Annotated in this window: 20 protein-coding genes; 11 read left to right on the top strand and 9 right to left on the bottom strand. The window is 53.2% G+C overall.

Going from position 1 to position 21,810, the window contains the following annotated elements:
* The first annotated feature begins 184 nt into the window (after positions 1–184).
* Genes NDI86_RS18340 through NDI86_RS18330 form a run of 3 tightly spaced genes read left to right on the top strand, consistent with a single transcriptional unit; the run spans position 185 to position 2,636 of the window.
* Positions 185–337, top strand: coding sequence for a hypothetical protein (locus NDI86_RS18340; protein WP_310901813.1), 153 nt, complete (start codon positions 185–187; stop codon positions 335–337).
* Entirely contained in the window at positions 334–1,743 is a 1,410-nt protein-coding gene (locus tag NDI86_RS18335; protein WP_310901812.1) for a hypothetical protein, read from the top strand. The genes NDI86_RS18340 and NDI86_RS18335 overlap by 4 nt, the downstream gene beginning before the upstream one ends.
* The gene (locus NDI86_RS18330) at positions 1,740–2,636 is read left to right on the top strand and encodes a hypothetical protein (protein WP_310901811.1); all 897 of its coding nucleotides are present in this window, start codon (positions 1,740–1,742) and stop codon (positions 2,634–2,636) included. The genes NDI86_RS18335 and NDI86_RS18330 overlap by 4 nt, the downstream gene beginning before the upstream one ends.
* A 33-nt stretch (positions 2,637–2,669) precedes the next feature.
* Here NDI86_RS18330 and NDI86_RS18325 read toward each other — a convergent pair whose 3' ends face one another.
* The 3 genes from NDI86_RS18325 to NDI86_RS18315 form a co-directional block, all read right to left on the bottom strand.
* Complete coding sequence (locus NDI86_RS18325) at positions 2,670–3,467, bottom strand: hypothetical protein (RefSeq protein ID WP_310901810.1); 798 nt, start codon at positions 3,465–3,467, stop codon at positions 2,670–2,672.
* A 134-nt stretch (positions 3,468–3,601) separates the two neighbouring features.
* Positions 3,602–4,891 (bottom strand): McrC family protein, encoded by a 1,290-nt coding sequence (locus NDI86_RS18320; RefSeq protein WP_310901809.1) that lies wholly within the window; start codon positions 4,889–4,891, stop codon positions 3,602–3,604.
* Complete coding sequence (locus NDI86_RS18315) at positions 4,884–7,565, bottom strand: McrB family protein (RefSeq protein WP_310901808.1); 2,682 nt, start codon at positions 7,563–7,565, stop codon at positions 4,884–4,886. The genes NDI86_RS18320 and NDI86_RS18315 overlap by 8 nt, the downstream gene beginning before the upstream one ends.
* A 176-nt stretch (positions 7,566–7,741) precedes the next feature.
* On the opposite strand from NDI86_RS18315, the gene NDI86_RS18310 reads away from it, so the two are divergent.
* Complete coding sequence (locus NDI86_RS18310; RefSeq protein WP_310901807.1) at positions 7,742–8,911, top strand: hypothetical protein; 1,170 nt, start codon at positions 7,742–7,744, stop codon at positions 8,909–8,911.
* A 285-nt stretch (positions 8,912–9,196) separates the two neighbouring features.
* Positions 9,197–10,423, top strand: coding sequence for a restriction endonuclease (locus tag NDI86_RS18305; protein WP_310901806.1), 1,227 nt, complete (start codon positions 9,197–9,199; stop codon positions 10,421–10,423).
* 43 nt (positions 10,424–10,466) lie between these two features.
* Here the strand turns inward: NDI86_RS18305 and NDI86_RS18300 are convergent, their stop codons facing one another.
* The 4 genes from NDI86_RS18300 to NDI86_RS18285 all read right to left on the bottom strand — a co-directional run bounded on the left by NDI86_RS18300 (position 10,467) and on the right by NDI86_RS18285 (position 14,917).
* Positions 10,467–10,985 carry a DUF8009 family protein gene (locus tag NDI86_RS18300; RefSeq protein ID WP_310901805.1) on the bottom strand — a complete coding sequence of 173 codons (519 nt, stop codon included), beginning with the start codon at positions 10,983–10,985 and terminating at the stop codon, positions 10,467–10,469.
* 106 nt (positions 10,986–11,091) lie between these two features.
* Positions 11,092–11,655, bottom strand: a complete 564-nt coding sequence (locus tag NDI86_RS18295) for a hypothetical protein (protein WP_310901804.1) — start codon at positions 11,653–11,655, stop codon at positions 11,092–11,094.
* Positions 11,656–12,071: 416 nt separating this feature from the next.
* Positions 12,072–13,082, bottom strand: a complete 1,011-nt coding sequence (locus tag NDI86_RS18290; protein WP_310901803.1) for a hypothetical protein — start codon at positions 13,080–13,082, stop codon at positions 12,072–12,074.
* A gap of 542 nt (positions 13,083–13,624) precedes the next feature.
* Entirely contained in the window at positions 13,625–14,917 is a 1,293-nt protein-coding gene (locus NDI86_RS18285) for a competence protein CoiA family protein (protein WP_310901802.1), read from the bottom strand.
* A gap of 97 nt (positions 14,918–15,014) precedes the next feature.
* On the opposite strand from NDI86_RS18285, the gene NDI86_RS18280 reads away from it, so the two are divergent.
* From NDI86_RS18280 to NDI86_RS18265, 4 genes are all read left to right on the top strand, one after another.
* Positions 15,015–15,419 (top strand): hypothetical protein, encoded by a 405-nt coding sequence (locus tag NDI86_RS18280; protein ID WP_310901801.1) that lies wholly within the window; start codon positions 15,015–15,017, stop codon positions 15,417–15,419.
* Between the two features lie 114 nt (positions 15,420–15,533).
* Positions 15,534–15,776 (top strand): hypothetical protein, encoded by a 243-nt coding sequence (locus tag NDI86_RS18275; protein WP_310901800.1) that lies wholly within the window; start codon positions 15,534–15,536, stop codon positions 15,774–15,776.
* Positions 15,777–15,950: 174 nt separating this feature from the next.
* On the top strand, positions 15,951–16,709 hold the full coding sequence (locus NDI86_RS18270; RefSeq protein ID WP_310901799.1) for a DUF6166 domain-containing protein: 759 nt from the start codon (positions 15,951–15,953) through the stop codon (positions 16,707–16,709).
* 175 nt (positions 16,710–16,884) lie between these two features.
* The gene (locus tag NDI86_RS18265; protein WP_310901798.1) at positions 16,885–17,256 is read left to right on the top strand and encodes a hypothetical protein; all 372 of its coding nucleotides are present in this window, start codon (positions 16,885–16,887) and stop codon (positions 17,254–17,256) included.
* 163 nt (positions 17,257–17,419) lie between these two features.
* Here NDI86_RS18265 and NDI86_RS18260 read toward each other — a convergent pair whose 3' ends face one another.
* Both NDI86_RS18260 and NDI86_RS18255 read right to left on the bottom strand, forming a co-directional pair.
* The gene (locus tag NDI86_RS18260; RefSeq protein ID WP_310901797.1) at positions 17,420–18,328 is read right to left on the bottom strand and encodes a metallophosphoesterase; all 909 of its coding nucleotides are present in this window, start codon (positions 18,326–18,328) and stop codon (positions 17,420–17,422) included.
* An 86-nt stretch (positions 18,329–18,414) separates the two neighbouring features.
* Entirely contained in the window at positions 18,415–19,392 is a 978-nt protein-coding gene (locus NDI86_RS18255; protein WP_310901796.1) for a restriction endonuclease, read from the bottom strand.
* A 273-nt stretch (positions 19,393–19,665) separates the two neighbouring features.
* Here NDI86_RS18255 and NDI86_RS18250 point away from each other — a divergent pair, with 273 nt between their 5' ends.
* Positions 19,666–20,211, top strand: coding sequence for a hypothetical protein (locus tag NDI86_RS18250; protein WP_310901795.1), 546 nt, complete (start codon positions 19,666–19,668; stop codon positions 20,209–20,211).
* A gap of 175 nt (positions 20,212–20,386) precedes the next feature.
* Positions 20,387–21,808 carry a DEAD/DEAH box helicase family protein gene (locus tag NDI86_RS18245; protein ID WP_310901794.1) on the top strand — a complete coding sequence of 474 codons (1,422 nt, stop codon included), beginning with the start codon at positions 20,387–20,389 and terminating at the stop codon, positions 21,806–21,808.
* Positions 21,809–21,810 lie beyond the last annotated feature (2 nt).

Below are 21,810 nucleotides of genomic sequence, written 5' to 3'. Positions count from 1 at the left end.
GGACCCGATTCTGGAATCGGCAGTGTGCGAACAGCATCAAACGACCTGTAGCACGTGCCGGCAATCCATCGCCACAGCTGCTGTGGATGACAGTGAATGCCGCACCTGCCACGCGTTAGCTGAAAACGACTCACTACAGTCTAATGTTGAAGACCAACTTCCGGACTCCGTCACTTTCCGTTCCATGCTAATCAGCATCAACTCGTCGTACGTCGTTGTCTACGGAAAGCGGCTCGTGCGATCGAACGAGATCGTCGTGCTTGAGCGGGACACCGGTGACATCGTCGAGCAGTACAGAACCGGGCTGCTTGCCCGGCTCTCCGGAGGGCGATTATGAGCGACAGCGAGGAATCCTTTTCCTGGTATGACCCGGATGACGTCCGTGCAACTGTCGCTGATGGGAAGCAGAACAATATCGGGATAGGCCGTATCGCGGGGTATCTGGCCGAACGTGAGTTTGAAGACATCCCGCCATCGCGTGTCCAACGCATCGTCGAGAGCATCTCCGCTGCTGAGAACGACTCAACGACGGACATTGACCTCACGCAACCCGAAGCCACGGACGCAGAGCCACGAGATAGTGTAACTAAACGACTCGCAGTCGGTGACTTAGAGTACGTCTCGAACCGTGAAGCAGCTCGACTTCTCGGGCTTGCACTCGAACAGTTTGACGGGAACACGGTACGACCGCCGGGAGCCACGCAAGTAGAAACGGATCTCGTGTGGCATCGACAGCACATGACTGTCGCGTTCCGCATCGTCCCATTTCCGTCAGGGACGATCGATATCAGCCACGTCAATGCCTTACTCGACGGGACAGTCGTGCCGGACGACGTCAGAAGCCCGTCCAAGCTGGCAATCGTCACTAATCGGGCGTTCACTGACGAAACCCTTGATCTGGCCGGCGAACACGACATCCACTGTTTCGATGCGGGCCACGTGGAAGAATGGCTCCGTCGAGCCAGGATTCCGATGGATGCCGTCGGTACGGTACTCGAAGACGGGGAATCCCACGACGGGCCGCTGACAGATCTCGTCGAACTCCCACCGATTCCAAAACCCCGAAAATCAGCCGACCCGCTCGAAATCAATCGGGCGTTCGATATCGAATCACTCACCACGCATGCCGAGGAGGGGGACCCACCCGTTACAGATGGACCGACGGGTGGGGACCGGGGTCAAGAGGGAACCGGTCCGGGGCGGGCGACCGCTCGAGACGACCCGCTTGGCGGCACTCAATCTCCCACCGGTGAAACCGGGACATTGTACGCAGACCCTGGCGAAGACGGTGACTTCGACGCATTCGATCGGTTTGTCGATGATATCAAAGACGACAAGCAGCAGTCGAAGTCGGCAGATGATGAAGGCACAGAGACAGGCAGCGAGACATCGAGTAGCTCCGATGACGAAGATACAGAGAGGGGAAGCAAAATATCGAGCAGCTCTGCTTACGAAGTTTCGGAGACGGCCAGTAAGACATCGAATAGCTCCGGTGATGAAGATACTGAGGTCACCGAGGCGTCGAGCAGTTCCGATGAGGAACTGGTTACGTATGCTGATATTGATCGCAAAGAGCTGGTGTTCGATCTCTTAGACGCGAAAAAAGACGCGGATGAATTGATGTCGTGGAACGATATTCGAACACATGGTTCATACCCGGTCGAATATTATCAGAAAGAGTTCGGTTCGCTGGCTAATGCCCTGGACACGGTAGGGATTGACTATACGGGAGAGTTAGAATGACGGCAAAATTAAAAGAAGAGTCGACCAGCGTTCCGTTGGAAAATCAGCAATCAGTCACACTGCAACCCGGGAAACCATGGCCGTCCGCGTATCGTGGTTCAAAATACAGCCTCGTCACTAACGACGACTTCGACGACGCCGTGCTCAAATGGGAACAACGGGATCTGGCGATTTTCACAGACCCACCAGACGGGTTGCGTCGTGCGCTCGTGCTCCTCGGGAAAAGCGGCGGGTACGGGAGTTTCCGAGTCACCGCTGACAACGAAGTCCTCACGAAAGTCAAAGCAGACGACTACAAACACGTGGATGAAGCGCCCGTCAGCACGGGGTGGATTCCCGTGTACGTCGGGAAATTCTCAGGAACCCTCGACTTTGATGAAGTCGACTCAGACCCGCTCACACCACGGCAGAACAATATCAAGGTGTGGAAAGGATTCCCGTTCCACCACGGGGAACGCTGGAGCGTCAGCCAAGACGGGACACTGTTCTGGAAATGGAAAGACTACCGGTTCGACTCGGCGTTCGACCATCCAGAGCTCGTCGCTGAGTATCAAAAATACCGCGGAACAGCCGGCCGACTATACGTCACAGAAAACGCCCACGTATGGGTGAACGTCCCGAAAAACGATATCGCACCAGCGAAGCAATCCGCCGTTCGGAACGCGATCAAAAAGTGGCAACAAACAGCCGAAAAAGAGGACGATACAGCCACGCTCCGCCTCGTCAACCGACGACTTGTCGCCACCAGCGGTGACGACGATCCCTCTACCGGGCACTTCCCAATCCACCTCGGACAGCTAAGCGACTTCGACGGCGGCGTCATCCCCCGACCAGTCGTCGACGAACCAAGTTACTTCCAGGCCGTCTGCCAGTACGAACACGTGTGGGAATGAGTCTTGCCGGCTCCGTTCGAACAGGCAGTGTTGCTAGTCCGACCCGGGCACAAGCCTGTACGCAACCGCATCATCTACGTCCCATAACGCTTGCTCCGTCGATTCTTCATTGACCTCGTAGTAAGAGAGCACGTACACTTCAGCGTAGGCGTCCAGGATCTCGTTCGTGATGCGATACTCGCGTTCCTCCGTGAATTTCAGGTCATCTCCGTCTTCAGCGCGAAGAAACGTCGACGACGCGGTGATTCCAGGGTGGTCGGTTGGTTCGAATTCCACGGCTTCTGGAATTCCGTCCTCGTTCTCGTCAGGGTCTGGTCGATCCAAATGCCGGCCGTCCGCATCTCGGTAGAACAACTCGATGATGTGCCCTTCGCTCCGTTGGGACTTCACGTGCGGTTGCTCCGGGTCTTCCTGCCATACTCGCCGACTCACCGCATGGTGGAACTCGATCGGGTCATCACCCACGGGTTCCTCGTCGATCGTGAACCGCTTCTCCACCGGGTCGAACTTCTCCGGCGGACCACGAGCCTGCTCAATTACAAGCTCATCCATTGTTTGTGTCACGGCGAACTGCCACGGCGTCGACTCGTCACCGCGATGTGTCTCTATTGCAAGCGGCTCATCGCTCGGTTCCGTTGCTGGTGCAACGTGCCCGTCGGCAGTACACAAATCGCCTGCCGCAACGAGCGAGTCCAGTTCAGCTCGTACAGCATCTTCATCGTACCCGGCCGATCGGCACTGTGCGATGATCGTTTCCTTCGGGACCATCCCACCACCGCCCTGCAAGGCAGCGAACAATGTCTGATAAATGTGATTGCGAATCGAAGCCATACGAAGCAAAGACACACTACTGAAAAAAGTGTTTGCAGCCGCATTACAGGCCACACCGGTCGATACTAGGGATCTTCGGCACTTCTCAGACACAGAGATCTATACCGGTTCGAACAAGCCTGTATCACTCCTTCTCAAAGTATGTCGGTCAAATAAAGACGTGCGCTGGTCTCTAACACATCGACATAGTCGCTATACGACGGTGCTGCTGCGTCCGTGGCCAACTCGACAGAGCGAAGCGAGTATTCGTTCATCACTGTCGATTCTTCGCCGTCCTGCCCGCTGTGTCCTGGATAGACGAGCGCCCCGCACGTGTCCAGGGCGAGAATGTACGATGTGAGTTGATACACGTCGCCGGAAGACCGCGATCCGGTCTTCCACTTGGCGTCGATGACGGTCGCTGGCGTCCCATCATCGTGCCTAACGAGCACGTCTGGTTGCATCGAGACGGCGTGTGGGCCGTCGATGATGTTTTGAATCGATGCTTGCCCTTCGACAGTGAGCCCGCCGATATCTTTCGCGGCAGCTCGGAACGCCCGCTCGACGAGCCGCTCGAAAATCTCGTTCATATTCACGAACAGTGCCAGTGAGCGATTCGTCCCGGCGCTGATATCCTCGAAGAACTCTCGGGCCAGCACTGTTCGCGTCAAATCTAACAGGACCTCGTAATGCTCGTTCAACCGCGATAACTCGATTCGCTCGACGGATTCAAGCGGCACTGGTTCTACTCTCGTGAACTGTCGGAGCCGTTGTTCTTGATGTCGTAGCTGTCCTGCTAACTCATTATCTCGCACTAATCCGGTCAGGACGCGGACAGCGGCAAGCACAGCGCGGTTCAACACTGTATCCGTCGTGAACTCGTTGTACTCGACCGCGAAATCAGTCGGTATAGGGTTCGGCCGTTGCAACTGTCGCTGTACGTCGATCCGGCCGCGAACATGGTCTTGGACAGCCTGCGTTCGAACGTAATCCCGGTGCAGGCCCTGGTCGAGGACCGTCTTGAGTTCCGTCAGGAACAACACGCCGATCGCGTCGAAAAACGATGAGGCCGTAGCGAACTCCGTTTCCTGCCCCATCGAATCAACCGGCGTGTCAAACGCATACTGCAATGCCCACAGTAACCGCGTCACCGACTGCTTCGGCGACACCTCAATCTGAACCCCGCTCGGCAACGTCAGGACACCAACGTACGAGCTGCTGCTAACAATCGCTTCCCCGTCACTCGTATACGAAACACTGAGCGGACTGGACTCGTGCACTTCACCTAACCGGTCGAGAAACGCCGAGTCATCAGAGCTAATCTCGAAGGGCTCCGACTCATCGTGTTCCCCCAATACCAGTGGGTTCGACGGCGGCACCGTCTCAACCGTCCCGCTCGTCTGCACTGGCGACCCGACGAGGCTGATCTGAGAGAGGTCAGCCATCTTGGAATTCTTCTGCTCGCTGTGCGAACTTCTTGTAGCCGTCCACTAAGACATCCATTTCATCCTCGGAGAGATCGGCAATCTGGATATTCGACACGGTGAATTCTTTCTCGTCGTCGCCCGGGTCGGGGCGTCGCTCATACGAGTACGCGTCGATCTCGTCGAACACACTCGCTGCTTCGTCGACAAACTCAGCGGTCAGGTCGTTCTCGTCTCGACCAGCGAGCCAATCCAACCTGAACTTCAGTTTCCCATCTTGGTTGAATTGGATAAGCCCGACACCAGGGTCTATGAGATCCGTTTTCAATTGAGCAGTCGCATTGTGATCCCCATCGCCTGTATCAGGCCGCCCAATCTCTTCACCAGTCGTCAATAGCCGCTCAGCGCGTGACAGTGCCGTCTCGTCTAACGTGGACGTGATCAGTTCACGGAACGCTTCAACCGACTTGTCGCTTTCTCTCCACCCTTCTATGCCGGGTGAAACACCGGTTCCATCGGCAATCGCTTCGACAGGAGCCGCAACCAACGGGACCGGATCGTCGATACCAGCCAGCTGACAGAGCGCAGTGTAGAGAGTCGCAGCGTCAAACGACTGGATCTTTTCAGCTTCCCACTGGACGAGTCGCTCACCGGTCTCGGTTAACAAGTCATCGCGCAGTCGATCGAACTGCCCGAAATAATACTCCTCCAGTTGCGGGAGAATATCGTACCGCCATGCGTCCAGAACATCCGTCGTCGAGTCGTGGCCGAGGAGATATGTGTGCCCGAGTTGCTTGCCTTTGCCAAGCTCCGGGGCACGCAAAATCCGTTCATTCAGCGTTTCAACTGCTAACACACTCGCACCGAGCAACTGCTCTCGACGCGACACTTCCTCGTTCGGTTGCGTGACTGCCGAGCGTGCATCTGCAGCGACCACGTCGCTTTCTTCCCACACGACATCGAGATCCGGCGGGAAGTCCACGAACCGGAACCGGCGGCGAAGCGCCGTGTCGACGAGCGCAATCGACTGATCCGCCGTGTTCATCGTCCCGATGACGTACAGATTCGGCGGGAGCGTAAACGACTCACCTGAATGTGCCAACTCCACGTCGAACGATCCGCGTTTATCCGCCTCTAACAACGTGATGACTTCCCCGAAGATTTGCGCGAGGTTCCCCCGGTTGATCTCGTCGATTATCAGCACGTACCGGTCCGGTTCCGTGTCAGCTTCAACAGCACGCTCATACGCAGCCATCGCCGCCGCCTGCATGCGCTTCAGCGCCCCATCCTGCACCTCATACGCCACCTGCCCATCATCGTCCGTCTTCGCGCTCAACCCTTCGACGAAATCCTCGTACGTGAACGACGGGTGGAACGTCACCGTCGATACGCGATCCGACACCGCGTCACCGCCGTCCTGCTGCCCGACCCACCACTTGGCGAACCGCTCAGCAGTGTAGGTCTTCCCCGTCCCTGGCGGGCCGTAGAACACGACTTGCTTCTTCTCCAGTAACTGCCGTTCAATCTCGCCCGCTTGATCCGGGGCGTCCGGAATCTCTTCGCCTGTCCCACCGGGCTTGGATGATTGGAGTAGATTCCACGCCTCGGCAGTGTCCAATAGGAACTCCGCAGCGGGCAAGGACAACCGAGACAGGTACGCTTGCTTCAAATTCCCGTTCGAATCAATCGGGTAGTACTTTTGATGCCACTCCGGGGTATCTAACGAGTCTTTCAACCCTGAATCGACCGGGACAGACTCAGCAAACCACTCGAACTCAACCGGGACACGGTGATACTCGTCACCTCTGAACTCATACCGCGTCGGAGCACCCGTCACCGTTGAGAGCCCGATCAACTCATCGTTGAAATTATGGAACACAACGTCACCATCAGTCAGTTCCGCAAGATCGTGATGCCACACATCGTCGACCTTCGCCCGTAGATACTCGTCCTCGATCTCAGATTGATTCGACTGATTCACCCAAAAATACGACCGTTCCCCCTCCAACGTCACCCCATCCCGTTCCTTCTCCCGATTGTTCGCCCACACGAAAAAGTAATCCAGATCACGGAAGTTCGCCTTGAACCCGTATTCATCTCGAACGGATCGGTACGTTGCAGCTGTCTCCGGGAACTCAGAAACTGCATTCGACACGTCTTCATCGAAGTATTCTGCTAGACCAGTCCGCGACATCGTGTTCACGACCGGGTAATACTCCGGATGCAGGTATGACAGGATCGGCGACAACTTTCCGCACTTCACATTCGGCAGGTCAAGCTTAGCCAACCGGCGAACCGCGTCATCCCACACCTCCGGGTCCTCCGACGTCACGAGCGTGTCGAAACACTCTATCACCGCTTCGGTTTGCTCCGCCGGCACCTCGATCGGGAACAACAACCCCCCGACAGTCCCGACCTCCTCAGCAAGACGTTCTTTCAAATCTCGCTTCACCTCGCCTGGAATATCTAACTCATCAATCTCACCGCGCTTGCTCGACACCGGGTACGTGCTGTTATTCATACACAGCCGGTATAACGCCGTCACCTCCTGCTGCCCAAGCTCACCCGCCTCAAGTAACGCTGCCGCCAAATCCTGCACAATCCCTGCGGTCTTCTCCACCGGCGCTCGTTGCTCATCCCACTCCCGATCCGCAAGATACGCCGCGACTAATTCTTCGCTTGACGAATCAACCATCGTACCACTATACACCCATACAATCGCTGTTAAAACTACCCATGCAAGCCTGACTCATACCCTGGTCACACAATAACAGATTCTAGACCGCCAAAATCGAGGTGTTAGATATACCTCACAATAAGCTGGAAATGACAGCGGTAGTACTTTAAATGTAAACGCATACTTTCTATACTGTGTCATATCACCTCTACCAGGCCCGAAATTTTGAACCCCAAGGTACAGAATACTATGAAAAGGAAGATCTCCCGACAGAAAATCAAGCCGTCTTTGATGATTTAGATATACCATATCGAATAAAGTCTACACTGATTGGAGAGGATACTGACTCAGGAAATCTAACACAGGTCAAATTCGCAACGATGAATCTCTATCCCTCTGATAAAGATACAAATCCTAATGCACCGCGCACTTGTTATGAAAACGATATAATTGGGGTCGGATGGGGTGGCGCCATATCTGAAGACGAGGCGGCTTCAGTAGGTGCTCCTGAGTTTACGCGACAGGTTTTCGAAAAATATGGAGGTGGAAGTAACTTCCATGAAAACGATTTTGCTCATTTTGCCCTCTGGCTGTCACCGGGGGATATTGTAATTACTAAAAATATCGGCCCTGTAGCTAGTTATGCACGGGTGACCGGCCCAATACAACACAGAAGTCAGTCTGATTTCTCTGAAGAATTGGAGGCCCACGAAATTGGGTTTTATCGGCCCGTCGAGTGGATTGATGTTCGTCCGAAAGATGCCCCATCTAAAGTCCTCTCGACAGCCTGCAGAGGAACTTTATCGATTCCGACTTTGGATCGAATTTCAATGGAGCAGGTTGTTGACCAATTTGAATCTCCAATTGGTGATATAGATCGAGCCACTGACATCGAGACCGCTCGCTCGGTTTTCTCAAATTTGTCAGATGAACCTGCAGCCCCGAAGAAATCTAATGCAAACCGGCTGATTGATTCACTTTCCGCATCTGGAAGTCATAACGGTTTGGAGACCGTTGTCTGCACTTATATTCAAGAGCAAACTGGCGCTGTCATGCACCCTTCATCTCACTCATATCCCTCTATTGAAGCAATCTTCCGAAAAACAAATGACGAAACTCCGGAAACATTTGGTGTTCAAGTAAAACGAGGGGGATTTGGGGACAGTCGGGACAATTTGAAGCAGTTCGCAAAGGGCCACGAAAAACTGTTCTTATTTAGCTCCAGCGGTGATAAAATAGATGGAGATAATATTGTGAATATTTCAGCTAGTGACTTGTCGGATTACATGTGTAGTTCACCCTTCGATCTTCCACCGGTAGAAATCGACCGTTTGCTCCGGACGTATGATTACCTGAACAACTAGAAACCAAATTTGAATCGAATCACAAAGCGCTTTTAATATACGCCACGTCGCTCACCCATGACGACGAGGAAGCGGACCGAATAGTCTCTAGACCTAGAGACTAACGCAGCTCAGTAACAGAGTTGCAAGACTGTCTCTTCAAGCTCTTCTCACATACAGTCCCGACGGGCCCCCATTGCAGTAGAAGTCATACCATTGTCTGTCTGTAGCAAAACCACCACTCCGATCGGTTGTGCTTTCTTTTTGATAATCAGGCCATGAGTTATATCAGGAAAGATATGTTCGATGAGTATAGAGATGTCCTCACAAAAGGAGTCAGCCGTCACTGTTCATGATGATAAAGTCGTAATCGAACGTGCCGAAGTAACTGATTCTGAAGTACAAGCGTATTTTTCTGAACTCGACAAGCAAGAGTACGAGGATGCCCTGAACAAGGCGCTTCGAGTCGGGGTTGTAACGCTTGGACTCGCCCAAACTTCCGAGCAGGAGGAGTACGTCGAGCGTCGTTTCGAGGAGATGCGGCACAACTTCGAGGCTGAAATCGAACGCATCGAAGACCACGTCGAGGAGAAGTTCGGCGACGACGGTGACGTCCCGCAAACACTCAACGAGCACCTCGGCGACGACGGGACACTTCGAAGCCATATCGAGGACGCGTTCGGCGAAGACGGCGTGTTCGCCGAACGGCTCGACGAGGAACTCGGGGAGGACGGCGACCGCATCCAGCAAGCCCTGGACCCGGACACAGAAGGCACGCCGACGTACCGGCTGAAATCCTCGATTCAAGAGCAAATCGATCGGCTCAGAGACAAGATCGAAGAACAAGCCACTGAGGAAGAAACTGAGGAGCGAATGAAACGACGCTCGACGCTGAAAGGCGAGGACTTCGAAGACACCGTCGGCAACCTTCTCTCAGACCTCGTGTACGGTACCAGTCACGAAGTCGAAGCCACCGGCGAGAAAATCGGGGAGCTGACCGACCGGAAAGTCGGTGACTTCGTCCTCACACTCGCCGACACAAACCAACGCATCGTCGTCGAAGCCAAAAGCGACCAGAGCTACACGCAACCAAAAATCAAAGACGAACTCGAAGCAGCAATCGACAACAGAGATGCCGACTACGGCATTATCGTATTCGAAGCCGAATCACAAGTCCCGGACAAAGTCGGGTACTTCCACGAGTTCGACACGGACCGCCTTTCAGTCGCACTGAGTGGCGACGAAGAAGAAGACCCCGAACCAGGCTACCTGCGCATCGCATTCAATTGGGCACGAACACGCGCTGTCCAAGCCCACGTCGACACTGGCAGCGACCTCGACCCCGAAGCCATTCAAACCGAGGTCAGCGAAGTCGAAGCCGAAATCGACCGGTTCAGCACCATCCGAAAGAAAACAACCTCGATCAAGAACACCGCGAACGAGATCGACGAACAACTCGACGAAATCGAAGGCGAAGTCAAAACACGACTTACAGACATCAGAACCGAGTTGCGGAGCGGTAGCAATACCTAACCCGGAACGGTTCGGAAGCGGGCCTTCCAGTTACTTCGACTCGTTAGTCGATGTCAGTCCATTCAATGTCGAGAGTCACGCTCGATGCTGTGGGGCCGTTCGCGTCACCATCCAGGTCGACCTCATCTCGTAGTGCAGACTTGAGCTCACTCTCCCACACGTCGAGGACACGGGACCACCACTCGTCCCACAACTCCCCCATGTCGTCTTCCGCGTCCAGTCCGTGGGAGTCACGGCACTGCGCACGTTGATCGAGTCGGTCCGGGTACTGTGCAAGCTCGGGCGTTTCCGCACGACGCTCGCCACCAACCAGAAGACAGGGGTGGATGTCGATGTGTGGTTTCCCGTCAGGGTAGACGGTTCGCGTGTCTTCCCGTTCAATTCGTGCGGTCTCGACGTCGTCAAACCCATCCATCGTAGGGGAGATTCGAATAACTGCGATGGTCTGATTTTGCTGGTCTTGCCGGGATCTGATTGCCGTTTTCAGAGCCTCGAAACTGATTCGAACCGTGCTTATTTCACTGCCCTTTGCGTCTGAATCGTCGGTAGTTGCGTGAGTCATGTTTGAATATTGCTGGTGTCAGGAATTCTTGCGTGCAAGTACCAGCCCGGGAATCAACACCGAACCCGGGTCAGAGGTACTTGGCTAATAACGTCCGAGCCGTGTCTTATCGGACTGTAACGGACACGAGAGGCGATGGGGGCACGACATCGAACAGACCAAAGAGCTCGCGGATCGTTATCATGACCTCGCTCCCGGTTCGGTACTCAGGATGACTCACAACACCATCCTCTGACCGGAATGACACGCGGAATGGATCAAACGGAGACACCGGGATACCGTTATAGTCCTCAACACGCTCCGGTGCGCGCCTCTCTGCGAATTCTTCAGCCTCCTCAACCACCTCTTGCGGGTTATTCTGAACGTATTGAAGCACGTCACTGACCGCGTCGTCGAATTCATCGGCATGGTCGCTTACGTAAGCCAGTGCGTCGCTGAGGCCATCCTGATCAACACTCGCCTCAGCACTCCAACTCACACTGCCGATTTGCTCGACGATGTGGTAAGCGTCAACGAGGCGGTCATTCTTATGAGTGAGCGTCAGGAGAACTGCGTCGCCAGACTTTGGAATCCGGTAAATGCCTTGGTCAGGTCCGTACTCTGCTTTGAGACGGTACAGTTGCGACCAGTTATCCGGAATACTCCAAAGTTCCTCGCCGACCTCGACCATGGTCCGAGTTGCAGGGACGCGACGCGTCCACCTGTCACCCGCATTGCGGCCTCTTGACTTGATTACGTGCTCATCTGTTTCGTGGTCTCGCGTGACGGTGAGCGTTCCATCAGCGCTGTAGTGTCGGACGGTACTCCGGTCTGCTTGCGGCGGGATTTCTCGGGTCATAGTTTTCGTGTGCCATCGGCTGGTACTACTGCTGACACACGACGTCCGATGACGCGCTGGCCACGCGCCGGCGGTGAACTATGATACCGGGGAGAGTGGTATCGCCTTGTTTAGCCAGTAAGGTCTTTGCATCGTCAGAGGATAGATGCGGGGGAGTATCGGCCGTCGCTTACCTAAACAAAAGCCGCTGAGACATTTAAAACCTTGTCAGGTAATGGGTAGCGATTTAGATTTACACTGGAGCGACATCAGGAGAGTCGGTTACGGAACTGTTTGAACGTCGCAATCTCATCGATGCCGTCATCCTGTAACGGCGCGATGTGGTCCTCATTCAATGTCTCGATGTTCATCGTCGCGTTCTCAACCTTCTTAATGATGTCAAGCGGAAACGTGAATCCGATATCGTCGCTGTTACGTAACGCTCTGAGAACAGTTCCCACAATTTCGAAGTTTCGCACTAACCACACAGAATCACCTTCTGATTGGGCTAGCATCCAGTAATCCTTCTGAATTGACTCGTGGTTATTGCTCCCTGGTTTACTATCAGTCTCATATTTATCAGCGGTGATCCACCCTCCTTCAACTTCCACAATCGCGTACCGTGAATGATTGTGTCCGTTCACAATGAGATCAGCAACATTCCCTCCTTTCCTGACAGTGGGTTCAACGAATTTAATTTCATCAAGGGACTCGTAATAACGCTTGGCAAGCTCAACGCCTACTCGATGTGGCGTGTCAGCACCGACATCCCCAACCGCAATCCCCTGTTTCTTCTGCGTTCGACAGGCCTTCTGACCTGACGACGTCACTGAGTAGTAGATTTGCCCATTAGCACCAGTGTGGCGCTTGAGGTGCCCGAGATCAATTAGTTTCCGCTCATCAATCTCATACTGGTCCCTAATGGCCCGCATCGAATCAGTGAGTTCATACCCTTCTAACTCCCGATTCATCGCTTTCACCACCGCCCGCATAAACCGTCCTTCGTCAACCGTAATCCCGTAATCACTCACATGACTCCGGATCAAGCCCACGCCGCTGACCACTTCGAGGGGGAGGTCAACCTCACTCAGTGATTTCTTATCACTGCGTTTCTCCGCGTTAAAACGAGGATCGTCGGGTACCTCCGTTCCAGCAAACGGCTTTGGATTATATCCACCCGGCGGACCAACATCCTCAGGATAGGGATATGCCTCCCTCTCTGGTTCTGAATGACTGTGTGTCTCTGGAGTGTCGCTGTCAGAGTGGTCTTCACTCGTCATATTCCCTATTTCTTATGGTTACGGTTAAAATTCAGGGAGCAAACCGACTTTCCAACAGATAAGAACCTATCCGGATGTAAATCTGAGACGTAGCTAGAGACTCCAGATAAGGCAAATACTGTACAATAGGCTCCTACTTTACAATAGGTGAGACACGCGACTACTGTCCGAACAGCTGCTACTTCTGAAATGTTAAGAATTACTATGAATCCGCGTTTCGCACCGAGTGCATCGTAGACTCAACGCCGCTCGGAGACAATCTTAACCAACACTCCGAATCGCAGTTAACCAACAGAGACGTATCTACGCATTCGGCGAAACCTGCACCCTCAAACCTGGATCAACCACACGAATTAACCAACGGCCTACAATTACACTCGCAACAAAATACGCTGTCAGGCCCATGATTACACACTCATGATATGACTACAGTTGATTACCAATCGAAGATCTGGAGACACACTATATGATGCAGTTGAGGAACCCGTAGACCAGTCTACTCACTTGGCGGTTAAACCTGGAGGCTGGATCTGAGTATCCCGCTATTCAGCACCGGTATCAACGTGCAGCCGTACCCGGGCACATAGTTCCAGAAGCATCTCGATATCCGCTGGTAAGACCCGTACTGATATCGTTTCCACTGGTTGGTATTCTGATTTGCATCGGTGTAGCGAAAGCTCCACCCATTCACCGTGTGTTCGAGTGATGGTGCAGTTGACTGGCCGGCCTCGCTGTGCAAATTCGTGCGACCAAATATCAGTCCCATCAGGATTCTGTGGTTCTAATGCAGAGACGAACGCTAGTTCAGTACACACTGTGGCCACGAGGTCCGTGAACACGTCGACGATACCCTCCTCCACCGAGACGGACAACGCGTTGTCAGTCCGGCGTTTCTCAACGGACAACTCTACTGGTTCCCCTGCCGGTGTGACGATGAGTTCGATAGTGCACGGATCCCGCGGCCCGCCAGCAAACCATTCGTTCACGTAGCAATTCCGGTCGGAAGATTCTGTAGACTCTCGATAATCCTCCACCGTCTGGATCACGTCTTTCTCCTGTTCGAACTCAGCTATGAGGTTGCGGAAAATCTCTGCCGTCAAATCTTGAACCGTTTTGCTTTCCGGGGTCAGTGCCAGCGAGATAGTCCGCTCCAGTGACCAGCCCGGCGCTGTGACATCCGCTTGGCCTGTCCCTGCACTTTCGGCAAACGCACCGAGCGTGCGCTGCCCCATTTGCCCGTTCTCTACGAACGGCGCTAACTCCCGCTCACTTACCTGTACGGACCAGTCACCTGCTTCCCCCGGACGAGACTGCTCCTCGATCAGTTGCGGCACAGCATACGGCCACACCGGCACCGGATCCGTCAACGTCACATCGTCATACCCCGGATGCGTTCCGTCATAATCCACTTCAGACAACCACAACACGCTGGACCCTGCACTCAGATAATCCTCTGTCACAGCTCGAACCGACTTCTGACGATGATGCCGCTGCACTTCCACAGCGATCCCACGACCGAACTGCGAATCCGGTTCTGCAAACAACACGCGAATATCAGCCCGTCGCTGCCCATCCACCATCGAAGACTCGATGGTCACCTCTGCGTCAGGATACCGCTCAAGCAACTTCTGCGCCGCAATATGCTTCATCTCAACGTGCGCTGCCGACTCCCCACCACACTCCGAATCATCCGGGGCATGATAGAAGTGCCGCGCAACCTTCTCTCCCTCCCGCACCTTCATTTTCTCACCACAACTCGGGCACCACACGAACCCATCATCAGCTACCTCCAACGGTAACACCGGCCGATCATCACGAACTCCGATAAACGGCATCAGGTATTCTACTCACCCGACACGTCAAAAGTAGTTCCCACTCGCATGTTATTGGTACCCAAAAACATATGATGGCTACCTGAGTATATCGAGTATCGTGGGTATCTCAGTAAACAGCACGCACACCGGCACTGTCTCTGACTTCACCAACTCCGGGAATCCAGTCGTGGAGCTACCACAGGCAACGCGACGAATCGTCGTCAAAGCCCGTAAAGAGAAGAAAATCGAAGAAGGCGACAACCTGAAATTCAGTATCCAATCCACGAACCGAGACCATCACTTAGCCAGTCTCCTCAGCCACGCCCCGGACGGCACGCACCACAACCACAACTCAACGCCCAACATCCCGATCCACCACGACGGGAACTCAGCAACAGCCTCCCGCAGCGAAAAATCCGCGACGCAATCCGTCGACGACCGGAAATTCGACCCGAAAACCCACGGCGCACCGAAAACCTCCAAGGAAAAATCCAAGCGTAAATTCCTTCGCACCGATAAATAACCGTGCACACCATTCGGAGTTATCTCATTCAACTCTGCTAAACGTATTTTACATTGGTAAATCACCGCCAGGATTCTGGTCATAATAATCGGTTTCGAAGCGCTCGGCTACCGCGTGCAGCCCGATCTCGCTCGCGGTATCAGCGTCGTAGGCCTCGACAATTATCGCCCAATATTCGCCCTTGTGACGGACGAAGCCACGGTGTTCGAGCCGACAGAGTATATCCCCACTTCTCTGCGACATATCGAATGTCTCGACGAGCCCGCTCTAGCGAAAGCCGAGATCCAGGTCATCGGCAAGGAAGTCGGGGATGTACTGACCGTTAGTATCCTCGTTAGGAAAGCCAATCGGGAGTGACTCTCGAAATTGACGGGCATCGTACGGCGCTATGCTACGTAACCGAATCTAATAGTCACTCACGTAGAACTATTAGCGCTCTGTTCATACTCTGCTATATGATAGTCACAAACGGCAGCTATGCACTGCCGAGAGAGAATCGCTTGGCGACCGGCAAACCGACGAGGAAACCGGATGACTGACCGCACGATTAAGGGATACACCTCTGATTCCGATGGCCAGGCGGGCGAACGGAACGTCTATCGTGCCCTCTCCGATGAGGACACGGCAGTCGAGTTAGACCCACGACTGGATTTGAAAACCTATTCTGACGAGTTCGCATGGGGTGCGACAAGCGATGCAGCGCTGCAACTAGGTCTAGCTATCCTTGCGGATTACTTCACCGACGATATTGCAATGCAGCACCACGAGGCGTTTACCGAACAAGTGATTGCGAGGAACCACGCGGACGCGCCCCTGTGGATCCCGGCTACCGAGATAGAAAACGCACTGCAAAATTTTGAGGCTCGTAGTAACGCTGGACAACCACAAGATAGTGAAACCGGTGAGATCGAGTCTGTGACAATTGTACCTGGTGATGAGGGCGAGCCCGTAGTCGAAGATATCGGAAGAACACATCGGTTCTCCGAAACCGATTTCGTAGCTGTGGATGCCGGTCAGCTACACGTCTGGCACGAAGATACCCACTATGTCGGAGCCGGAACAGCAAACAAAGTCGAACCAGGTGATGTCTTCTATTTCCCTCAAGGATTGGGTGGAGTAGGACCACCAGTGGTTACAACAGTTGAAGACGTAACGGAAAGTCAGTCCGGGTCGGCGGAGTATCCCGATGCCGTTCTAGATGTCGGCGACCGAATGAACATCGGGTTTCTCATCGGTGCGCCAATGAGCATGGGCCAACAGTCACCACCGGAATTCCTCGTCGAACGCTAATCCAGCACTTACCCCCGGCGTGTCATCGATACGTAATGCTGTGTGTAACTTAACCAATCAGCCACGTACGAGACTACAACGCAAATACCCTTCAAGCGACCGTGAAGAACCTCATAGAAGTCCCTTCTGCGGAATCAGCTTAATTACTAAATGATTAGATAGATTACTATTATTCATGGATGCAGACCGGCCAGTCAAACCGTACTCTGAAGTCGAATCGGAATGGATCAAACAAGAAATCAGTGAGAGAGATTTCGATGACGATGATGACAGAGATTTTGTCGACACCTTGGTCTACTTTGAAAAAATGATTTTAGAAGGTCCCTCAGGATTTGCTTCTGGAATGGCATGGGGAAACGCCCGGAACAGTCATCCAGACATTTACGATCGACTCCAGAAAGAACTCCGACCCGAGAAGTTCGCCGAGCGAAAACAACGAGAAACTCAGGCAAGCCAGCTAGAAAAGAAAGAAACTGAAACACAAGAACCCGACAGCCAGAACGCGCGCGAAGAATGGCAACAGATTAGCGAGAAGAAGAACTCCTAACACCGGTCTACTGGACGAACCAGTAAACATCACTGACCGGTCCTTTGAACGAGGATTGGACACTCTGGTCGCAGATGGCCGACGGAGCCGTCATGTGCTGCGTCGAATTGGGCGGGTGGTTCTAGTGAAATTCGTAACTGTGTGCATCCGCCGGCTACTACAATTACACGGCGTGTCGCCGCGTCCGCACTCCATCAGCCCCAATCGTGAGCTCAGTCACGAACGCGTCGCGGTTTTCGTACGCGTCATTCAGGCGGATTGCCGGGCCAGTGTAATGGACAGGCGTTCCATCGCCAGTTGTGAACGCGTACCCGTTGTTGAAATCGTCGTGTTTCGGGCTGTGCTCATCCCCGATGAGCACACAATCAAACTGTACGCGTGATTGGGCGAATAGTTCGTCGATGTCGACATCACCGTCTTCCCCTCGGTACAACGACGTTGATTCGTGCAGACACAGGATATTGGGCCCCGGCGTAGCGGCACCGAATGCGATCTCTGCGAAACTCCAGTCAAGTCCTTGCCCAACATCGTCAATACCGACGTTACTCGCAGAGATACCGTACGCGTCAACCTGACTGTCAGCAACTCGCGTTGGACTCATCGTCAACTCTGCCAGATACCCTTGTTCAACTTGCCGTTGCAACCACGCCACACCATCTACAGACCCGGGATTTGACGGGTGCTTCGACCCGTGATCATGAGACCCGATAATACAGTACACCGGGATCTCCTCCATAGACAATATGTGCAACGTAGCCTCGGCGGCGTCAAGCGTAATCTCCCCCACCTCGTGGTCCAGGATATCCCCCGTGTGAATCACGGCATCTACATCCTGAGCCAATGCGATATCCACAATACGTGACATCGTCGTCTGACTCGAAATCACCCCAATCCACGAGACTTCCTTCCCACTCTCGGTGTCCGCCCGGTTCTCAAACCCGAGATGCGTATCACTCACAAACAACACTGTCACATCCTCCGAACTTTCAGACTCCGTCCTTGATGACCCCGACCGTGAGAGACCATTACGTGATTCACCTAATTCATTATCCACGTAGAAACCAGTCCTCACACCCACGACCACGCACAGCCCTATCAACACACAGGGTGTTTCACCACGACCAACCGGACTACCTGTCGATTCCACAAACGCGACCCTTACTCAACATATTCATCCTCATACTGTCGGTTGAGCGCGCTCGCAACACGAAGTTTGTTCACCGCAGCCGACTCGGTCGTATCGACGACGCCCACTGCAGTGTCAATAGCCATTCCCGGGTCCGTAGCAGCAACGGGGACTTCCTGTTCGTCGAACGCTTCGACACACCACGCGGCTAATTCCTCGGCAGTCATCTCAGACGGGTACTCCCCGAGACGCTCGTCAAGTTCCAGCTGAATCGCAGCAGCAACCACGGACAGTTCCACTGACCGAGTCTCCACAGCCGGTAGTTCCGCAACGAGATACTCAGCAATGTCCCGCGAATCAAGATCTGGATTTACCGACCAAGAGACACTCGTCGACTGCTCCCACTCGTCTTCAGGCGCATCCTCCAAGAACGCGGACACAGTTGCGTTCTCCTCGATTCGAGGAGCCGACGAGTGTTCGGCAAAGAACTCGTACAACATGTCGTACACGGCCTGTAACGATTCAAGATCTGTATTCATCACGACCCGTTCAGCTAATGCTTCTAAGCGTAGTGACTGATCAACGGACACGTCAACCGACACGACGTCAGCGACCGTCGCGTACAGGTCCGCCGAGTGAACGGTATCGAAGAGACTGTCGCCATCAACCACGTGTACGTCGAGCTCACCGGCCAACGTCACCGCATCATCAGTGAACCCCGCGTTCGTCACGAGCACGACATCGTCCGCATCCGCCTGGCGACGCAACGCCGACACTTGCTGCACTTTCGCACTCTCTACCAACTCACCCTCACTTCGATGCGCAACACACACCGCCTCCCGCCGCGAATACGGCCGCGACCGTGACGCCAACAAATCCAACCCTGTCGCCGTCGACTCCGGCGACTCATCCACCGTATACCCGTACTCACGCCACACCGCCGCCACAAGCGACTCAAACGCCGCCGCCGGCGCATCCCGGAATTTCTGTTTTAGATATCTAAACGACATACACTAACGTCACACACCAACCCGGGTATAGCTTCATGAACAGCTTCGGTGCGATGAGTGCTGCCTGGTGATTCCTCACTCATCCTGATGACAAATAATAAAGTAGGTCGCTCAATTCAAGAGTTGTATGGATCCTGCTCCCGATGGTGGAAAGATTTCTTTGCCGCCTGTCTCTCAGCGGTTATCTTCCGCAGAAGTAAATATGGATCTCACAATGTGTGGGCTCCTAGTTCAGTCACCAAAAAGAATCGAGGATGTTCTTGAGGTGATTTGATGCAAGCACATATTTTTGCAGAGGGTTCAACTACAACAGCCGATAGTCGTGATCAACCGGTGAAAGAGTATTATAAAGGGCTATTCAGTATTATTTTGGGCCTCGATAACGATCTTTCTGAGGTCACAGAGACACATCTGCACGTTCTCTCAGAAGATTATGGTATTGCCGAGGGTGACGAGAGAATGTCCGCGGTCTATGAGAAAGAACAGGTGCCAGTTGGAAAAGACGCCATGGCAGATAGGGCAAAGTCAACACTACTCAGTGCAGCAGCTGAAGCAGACATAATGGTGATCTTATTATCGACCGATGTTTTCGAAAGTACAGTTGGTGATGTGTGGGACGAACTCGCCGAAACAGCCAAGTCAGAATCAGTGTGGTGTATCGGGGCGGCCCGCAGTTCTTTGAAAGGTATCGAGTTAGGCCAGTTGGAGAGCAAGGGATGCGCTATACTAACTTACCGACGGGTAGGTGTAGCCCCTCTAGGTTCTGACACACGAGAAGAGTTACTTGGCATAGTGAGGCAAAGAGCCTCTCAGAAATGATTTGTAATCAGAATATTTCTACAGCAAGACATTCTTGTGCATCCAATAGGGGATCTTCGCTCTAACGCTGCGTATTGAAGACCGGCAGAACAATTGTAACTAGAAATGGATAGGTGTATGATTAGGCCCGAAAGCGTATTGCTGTACAAGAAAATGGACCAGATATCATCATACAATGGCAGAGCTAAGGACCCCTGATTGGTTAGAGCCCCGTGATTATCAGACGGAGGCGGTCGAATCATGGATTCAAGCTCAGGGACAAGGCGTCCTTCACATGGCTACCGGAACGGGAAAAACAATCACTTCACTTTTAGCAGCAAGCGAACTCACAGACCGCCAGCAGGGCCGTTTAGCGCTTTTTGTAGCAGCTCCGTATCAACACTTGGTCGATCAATGGGTGGCAGAACTCGGAAATTTCGGAGCGACCCCAATACGGGCATATCAATCGAGAACCACCTGGACAGACAAACTTGCTGGCCAACTCACGGAGTTTTCCTCAGGAGCCAGAGATCTCGTTTCTGTAGTGACCACTCATGCCACATTTGGCTCAAGTCATTTCCAAAAGCTACTCAAACGACTTGACGGCACGGAAACGTTATTGATAGCTGATGAGGTTCACCACTTAGGAGCACCTCATCTTCGCCAACATTTACCTAACACTGTGAGCGCCCGTCTTGGCCTGTCAGCAACTCCTAATCGGTGGTACGATGATGATGGAACCGAAGCGATTTATGACTATTTCTCAAATGGAGTAGTATTCAACTTTAGACTTGAAGAAGCAATTGACCGCGGCTACCTCTGTGAATATTATTATATTCCACATATCGTCGAATTGACTGAGGAAGAATCGGAACGCTACATAGCCCTATCAAAAGCAATCGGAAAACGGATGGGCTCAGTTTCAGGGGATATCGGAGATGTGGATTTGCAGGAAGATGACCAATTGAAACAACTGTTATTCAAGCGTGCGAGACTGGTCGGAGTGGCTGAAAACAAACTCCTCAAATTAAAGTCATTAGTCCAGCGTAGCGGTGATATCCATCACACGCTTGTCTATTGCAGTGATGGGCAACTCCAGTCTGAAGGGGAGGCAACGAAACGCCAATTAGACGCCGTCACAGAGATGCTTGGAAAAAATCTCGGTATAAAGAGTCATAAGTTCACTTACGAAGAAAACCAAGAAACTCGTGAGCGACTGCTAAAGGATTTTGAGGACGGTACCTTAGACGCATTAGTCGCTATTCGGTGTCTGGATGAGGGTGTCGATGTTCCTGCTACCGAGACTGCCTTTATATTGGCGAGTTCGTCTAACCCGAGACAGTTTGTTCAGCGGAGAGGGCGTATACTTCGAACCCACCCATCGAAAAGGCACGCAATCATTCACGATTTTATTGTGGCTCCACCAGCTGATATCAGAAACAGTGAATCAGACTCTGCTTTTAACCTTGAACGAAGGCTGGTTCAGAAAGAGTTACAGCGTGCATCAACGTTCGCAGACTCGGCAAAAAATCATCCGGACGCGGAACTCGCATCTATTCCAACCAGTCCAGAATCGTTAGCTGACCTGAAAAGCGACTTTAACCTTCTAGATATATGAAT

Origin of the sequence: Haloarcula onubensis, assembly GCF_031624605.1 — an archaeon.
In the GTDB taxonomy this organism is placed as follows: domain Archaea; phylum Halobacteriota; class Halobacteria; order Halobacteriales; family Haloarculaceae; genus Haloarcula; species Haloarcula onubensis.
Note: the sequence above shows the minus strand (reverse complement) of the source record. Positions and strands in the feature narration are given on the sequence as shown.

Excerpts from the sequence above, each read along its gene's own strand:
- NDI86_RS18340 (WP_310901813.1), top strand. The coding sequence starts at position 185 with ATGCTAATCAGCATCAACTCGTCGTACGTCGTTGTCTACGGAAAGCGG.
- NDI86_RS18335 (WP_310901812.1), top strand. The coding sequence starts at position 334 with ATGAGCGACAGCGAGGAATCCTTTTCCTGGTATGACCCGGATGACGTC.
- NDI86_RS18330 (WP_310901811.1), top strand. The coding sequence starts at position 1,740 with ATGACGGCAAAATTAAAAGAAGAGTCGACCAGCGTTCCGTTGGAAAAT.
- NDI86_RS18325 (WP_310901810.1), bottom strand. The coding sequence starts at position 3,467 with ATGGCTTCGATTCGCAATCACATTTATCAGACATTGTTCGCTGCCTTG.
- NDI86_RS18320 (WP_310901809.1), bottom strand. The coding sequence starts at position 4,891 with ATGGCTGACCTCTCTCAGATCAGCCTCGTCGGGTCGCCAGTGCAGACG.
- NDI86_RS18315 (WP_310901808.1), bottom strand. The coding sequence starts at position 7,565 with ATGGTTGATTCGTCAAGCGAAGAATTAGTCGCGGCGTATCTTGCGGAT.
- NDI86_RS18305 (WP_310901806.1), top strand. The coding sequence starts at position 9,197 with ATGAGTATAGAGATGTCCTCACAAAAGGAGTCAGCCGTCACTGTTCAT.
- NDI86_RS18300 (WP_310901805.1), bottom strand. The coding sequence starts at position 10,985 with ATGACTCACGCAACTACCGACGATTCAGACGCAAAGGGCAGTGAAATA.
- NDI86_RS18295 (WP_310901804.1), bottom strand. The coding sequence starts at position 11,655 with ATGGTCGAGGTCGGCGAGGAACTTTGGAGTATTCCGGATAACTGGTCG.
- NDI86_RS18290 (WP_310901803.1), bottom strand. The coding sequence starts at position 13,082 with ATGACGAGTGAAGACCACTCTGACAGCGACACTCCAGAGACACACAGT.
- NDI86_RS18285 (WP_310901802.1), bottom strand. The coding sequence starts at position 14,917 with ATGCCGTTTATCGGAGTTCGTGATGATCGGCCGGTGTTACCGTTGGAG.
- NDI86_RS18270 (WP_310901799.1), top strand. The coding sequence starts at position 15,951 with ATGACTGACCGCACGATTAAGGGATACACCTCTGATTCCGATGGCCAG.
- NDI86_RS18265 (WP_310901798.1), top strand. The coding sequence starts at position 16,885 with ATGGATGCAGACCGGCCAGTCAAACCGTACTCTGAAGTCGAATCGGAA.
- NDI86_RS18255 (WP_310901796.1), bottom strand. The coding sequence starts at position 19,392 with ATGTCGTTTAGATATCTAAAACAGAAATTCCGGGATGCGCCGGCGGCG.
- NDI86_RS18250 (WP_310901795.1), top strand. The coding sequence starts at position 19,666 with ATGCAAGCACATATTTTTGCAGAGGGTTCAACTACAACAGCCGATAGT.
- NDI86_RS18245 (WP_310901794.1), top strand. The coding sequence starts at position 20,387 with ATGGCAGAGCTAAGGACCCCTGATTGGTTAGAGCCCCGTGATTATCAG.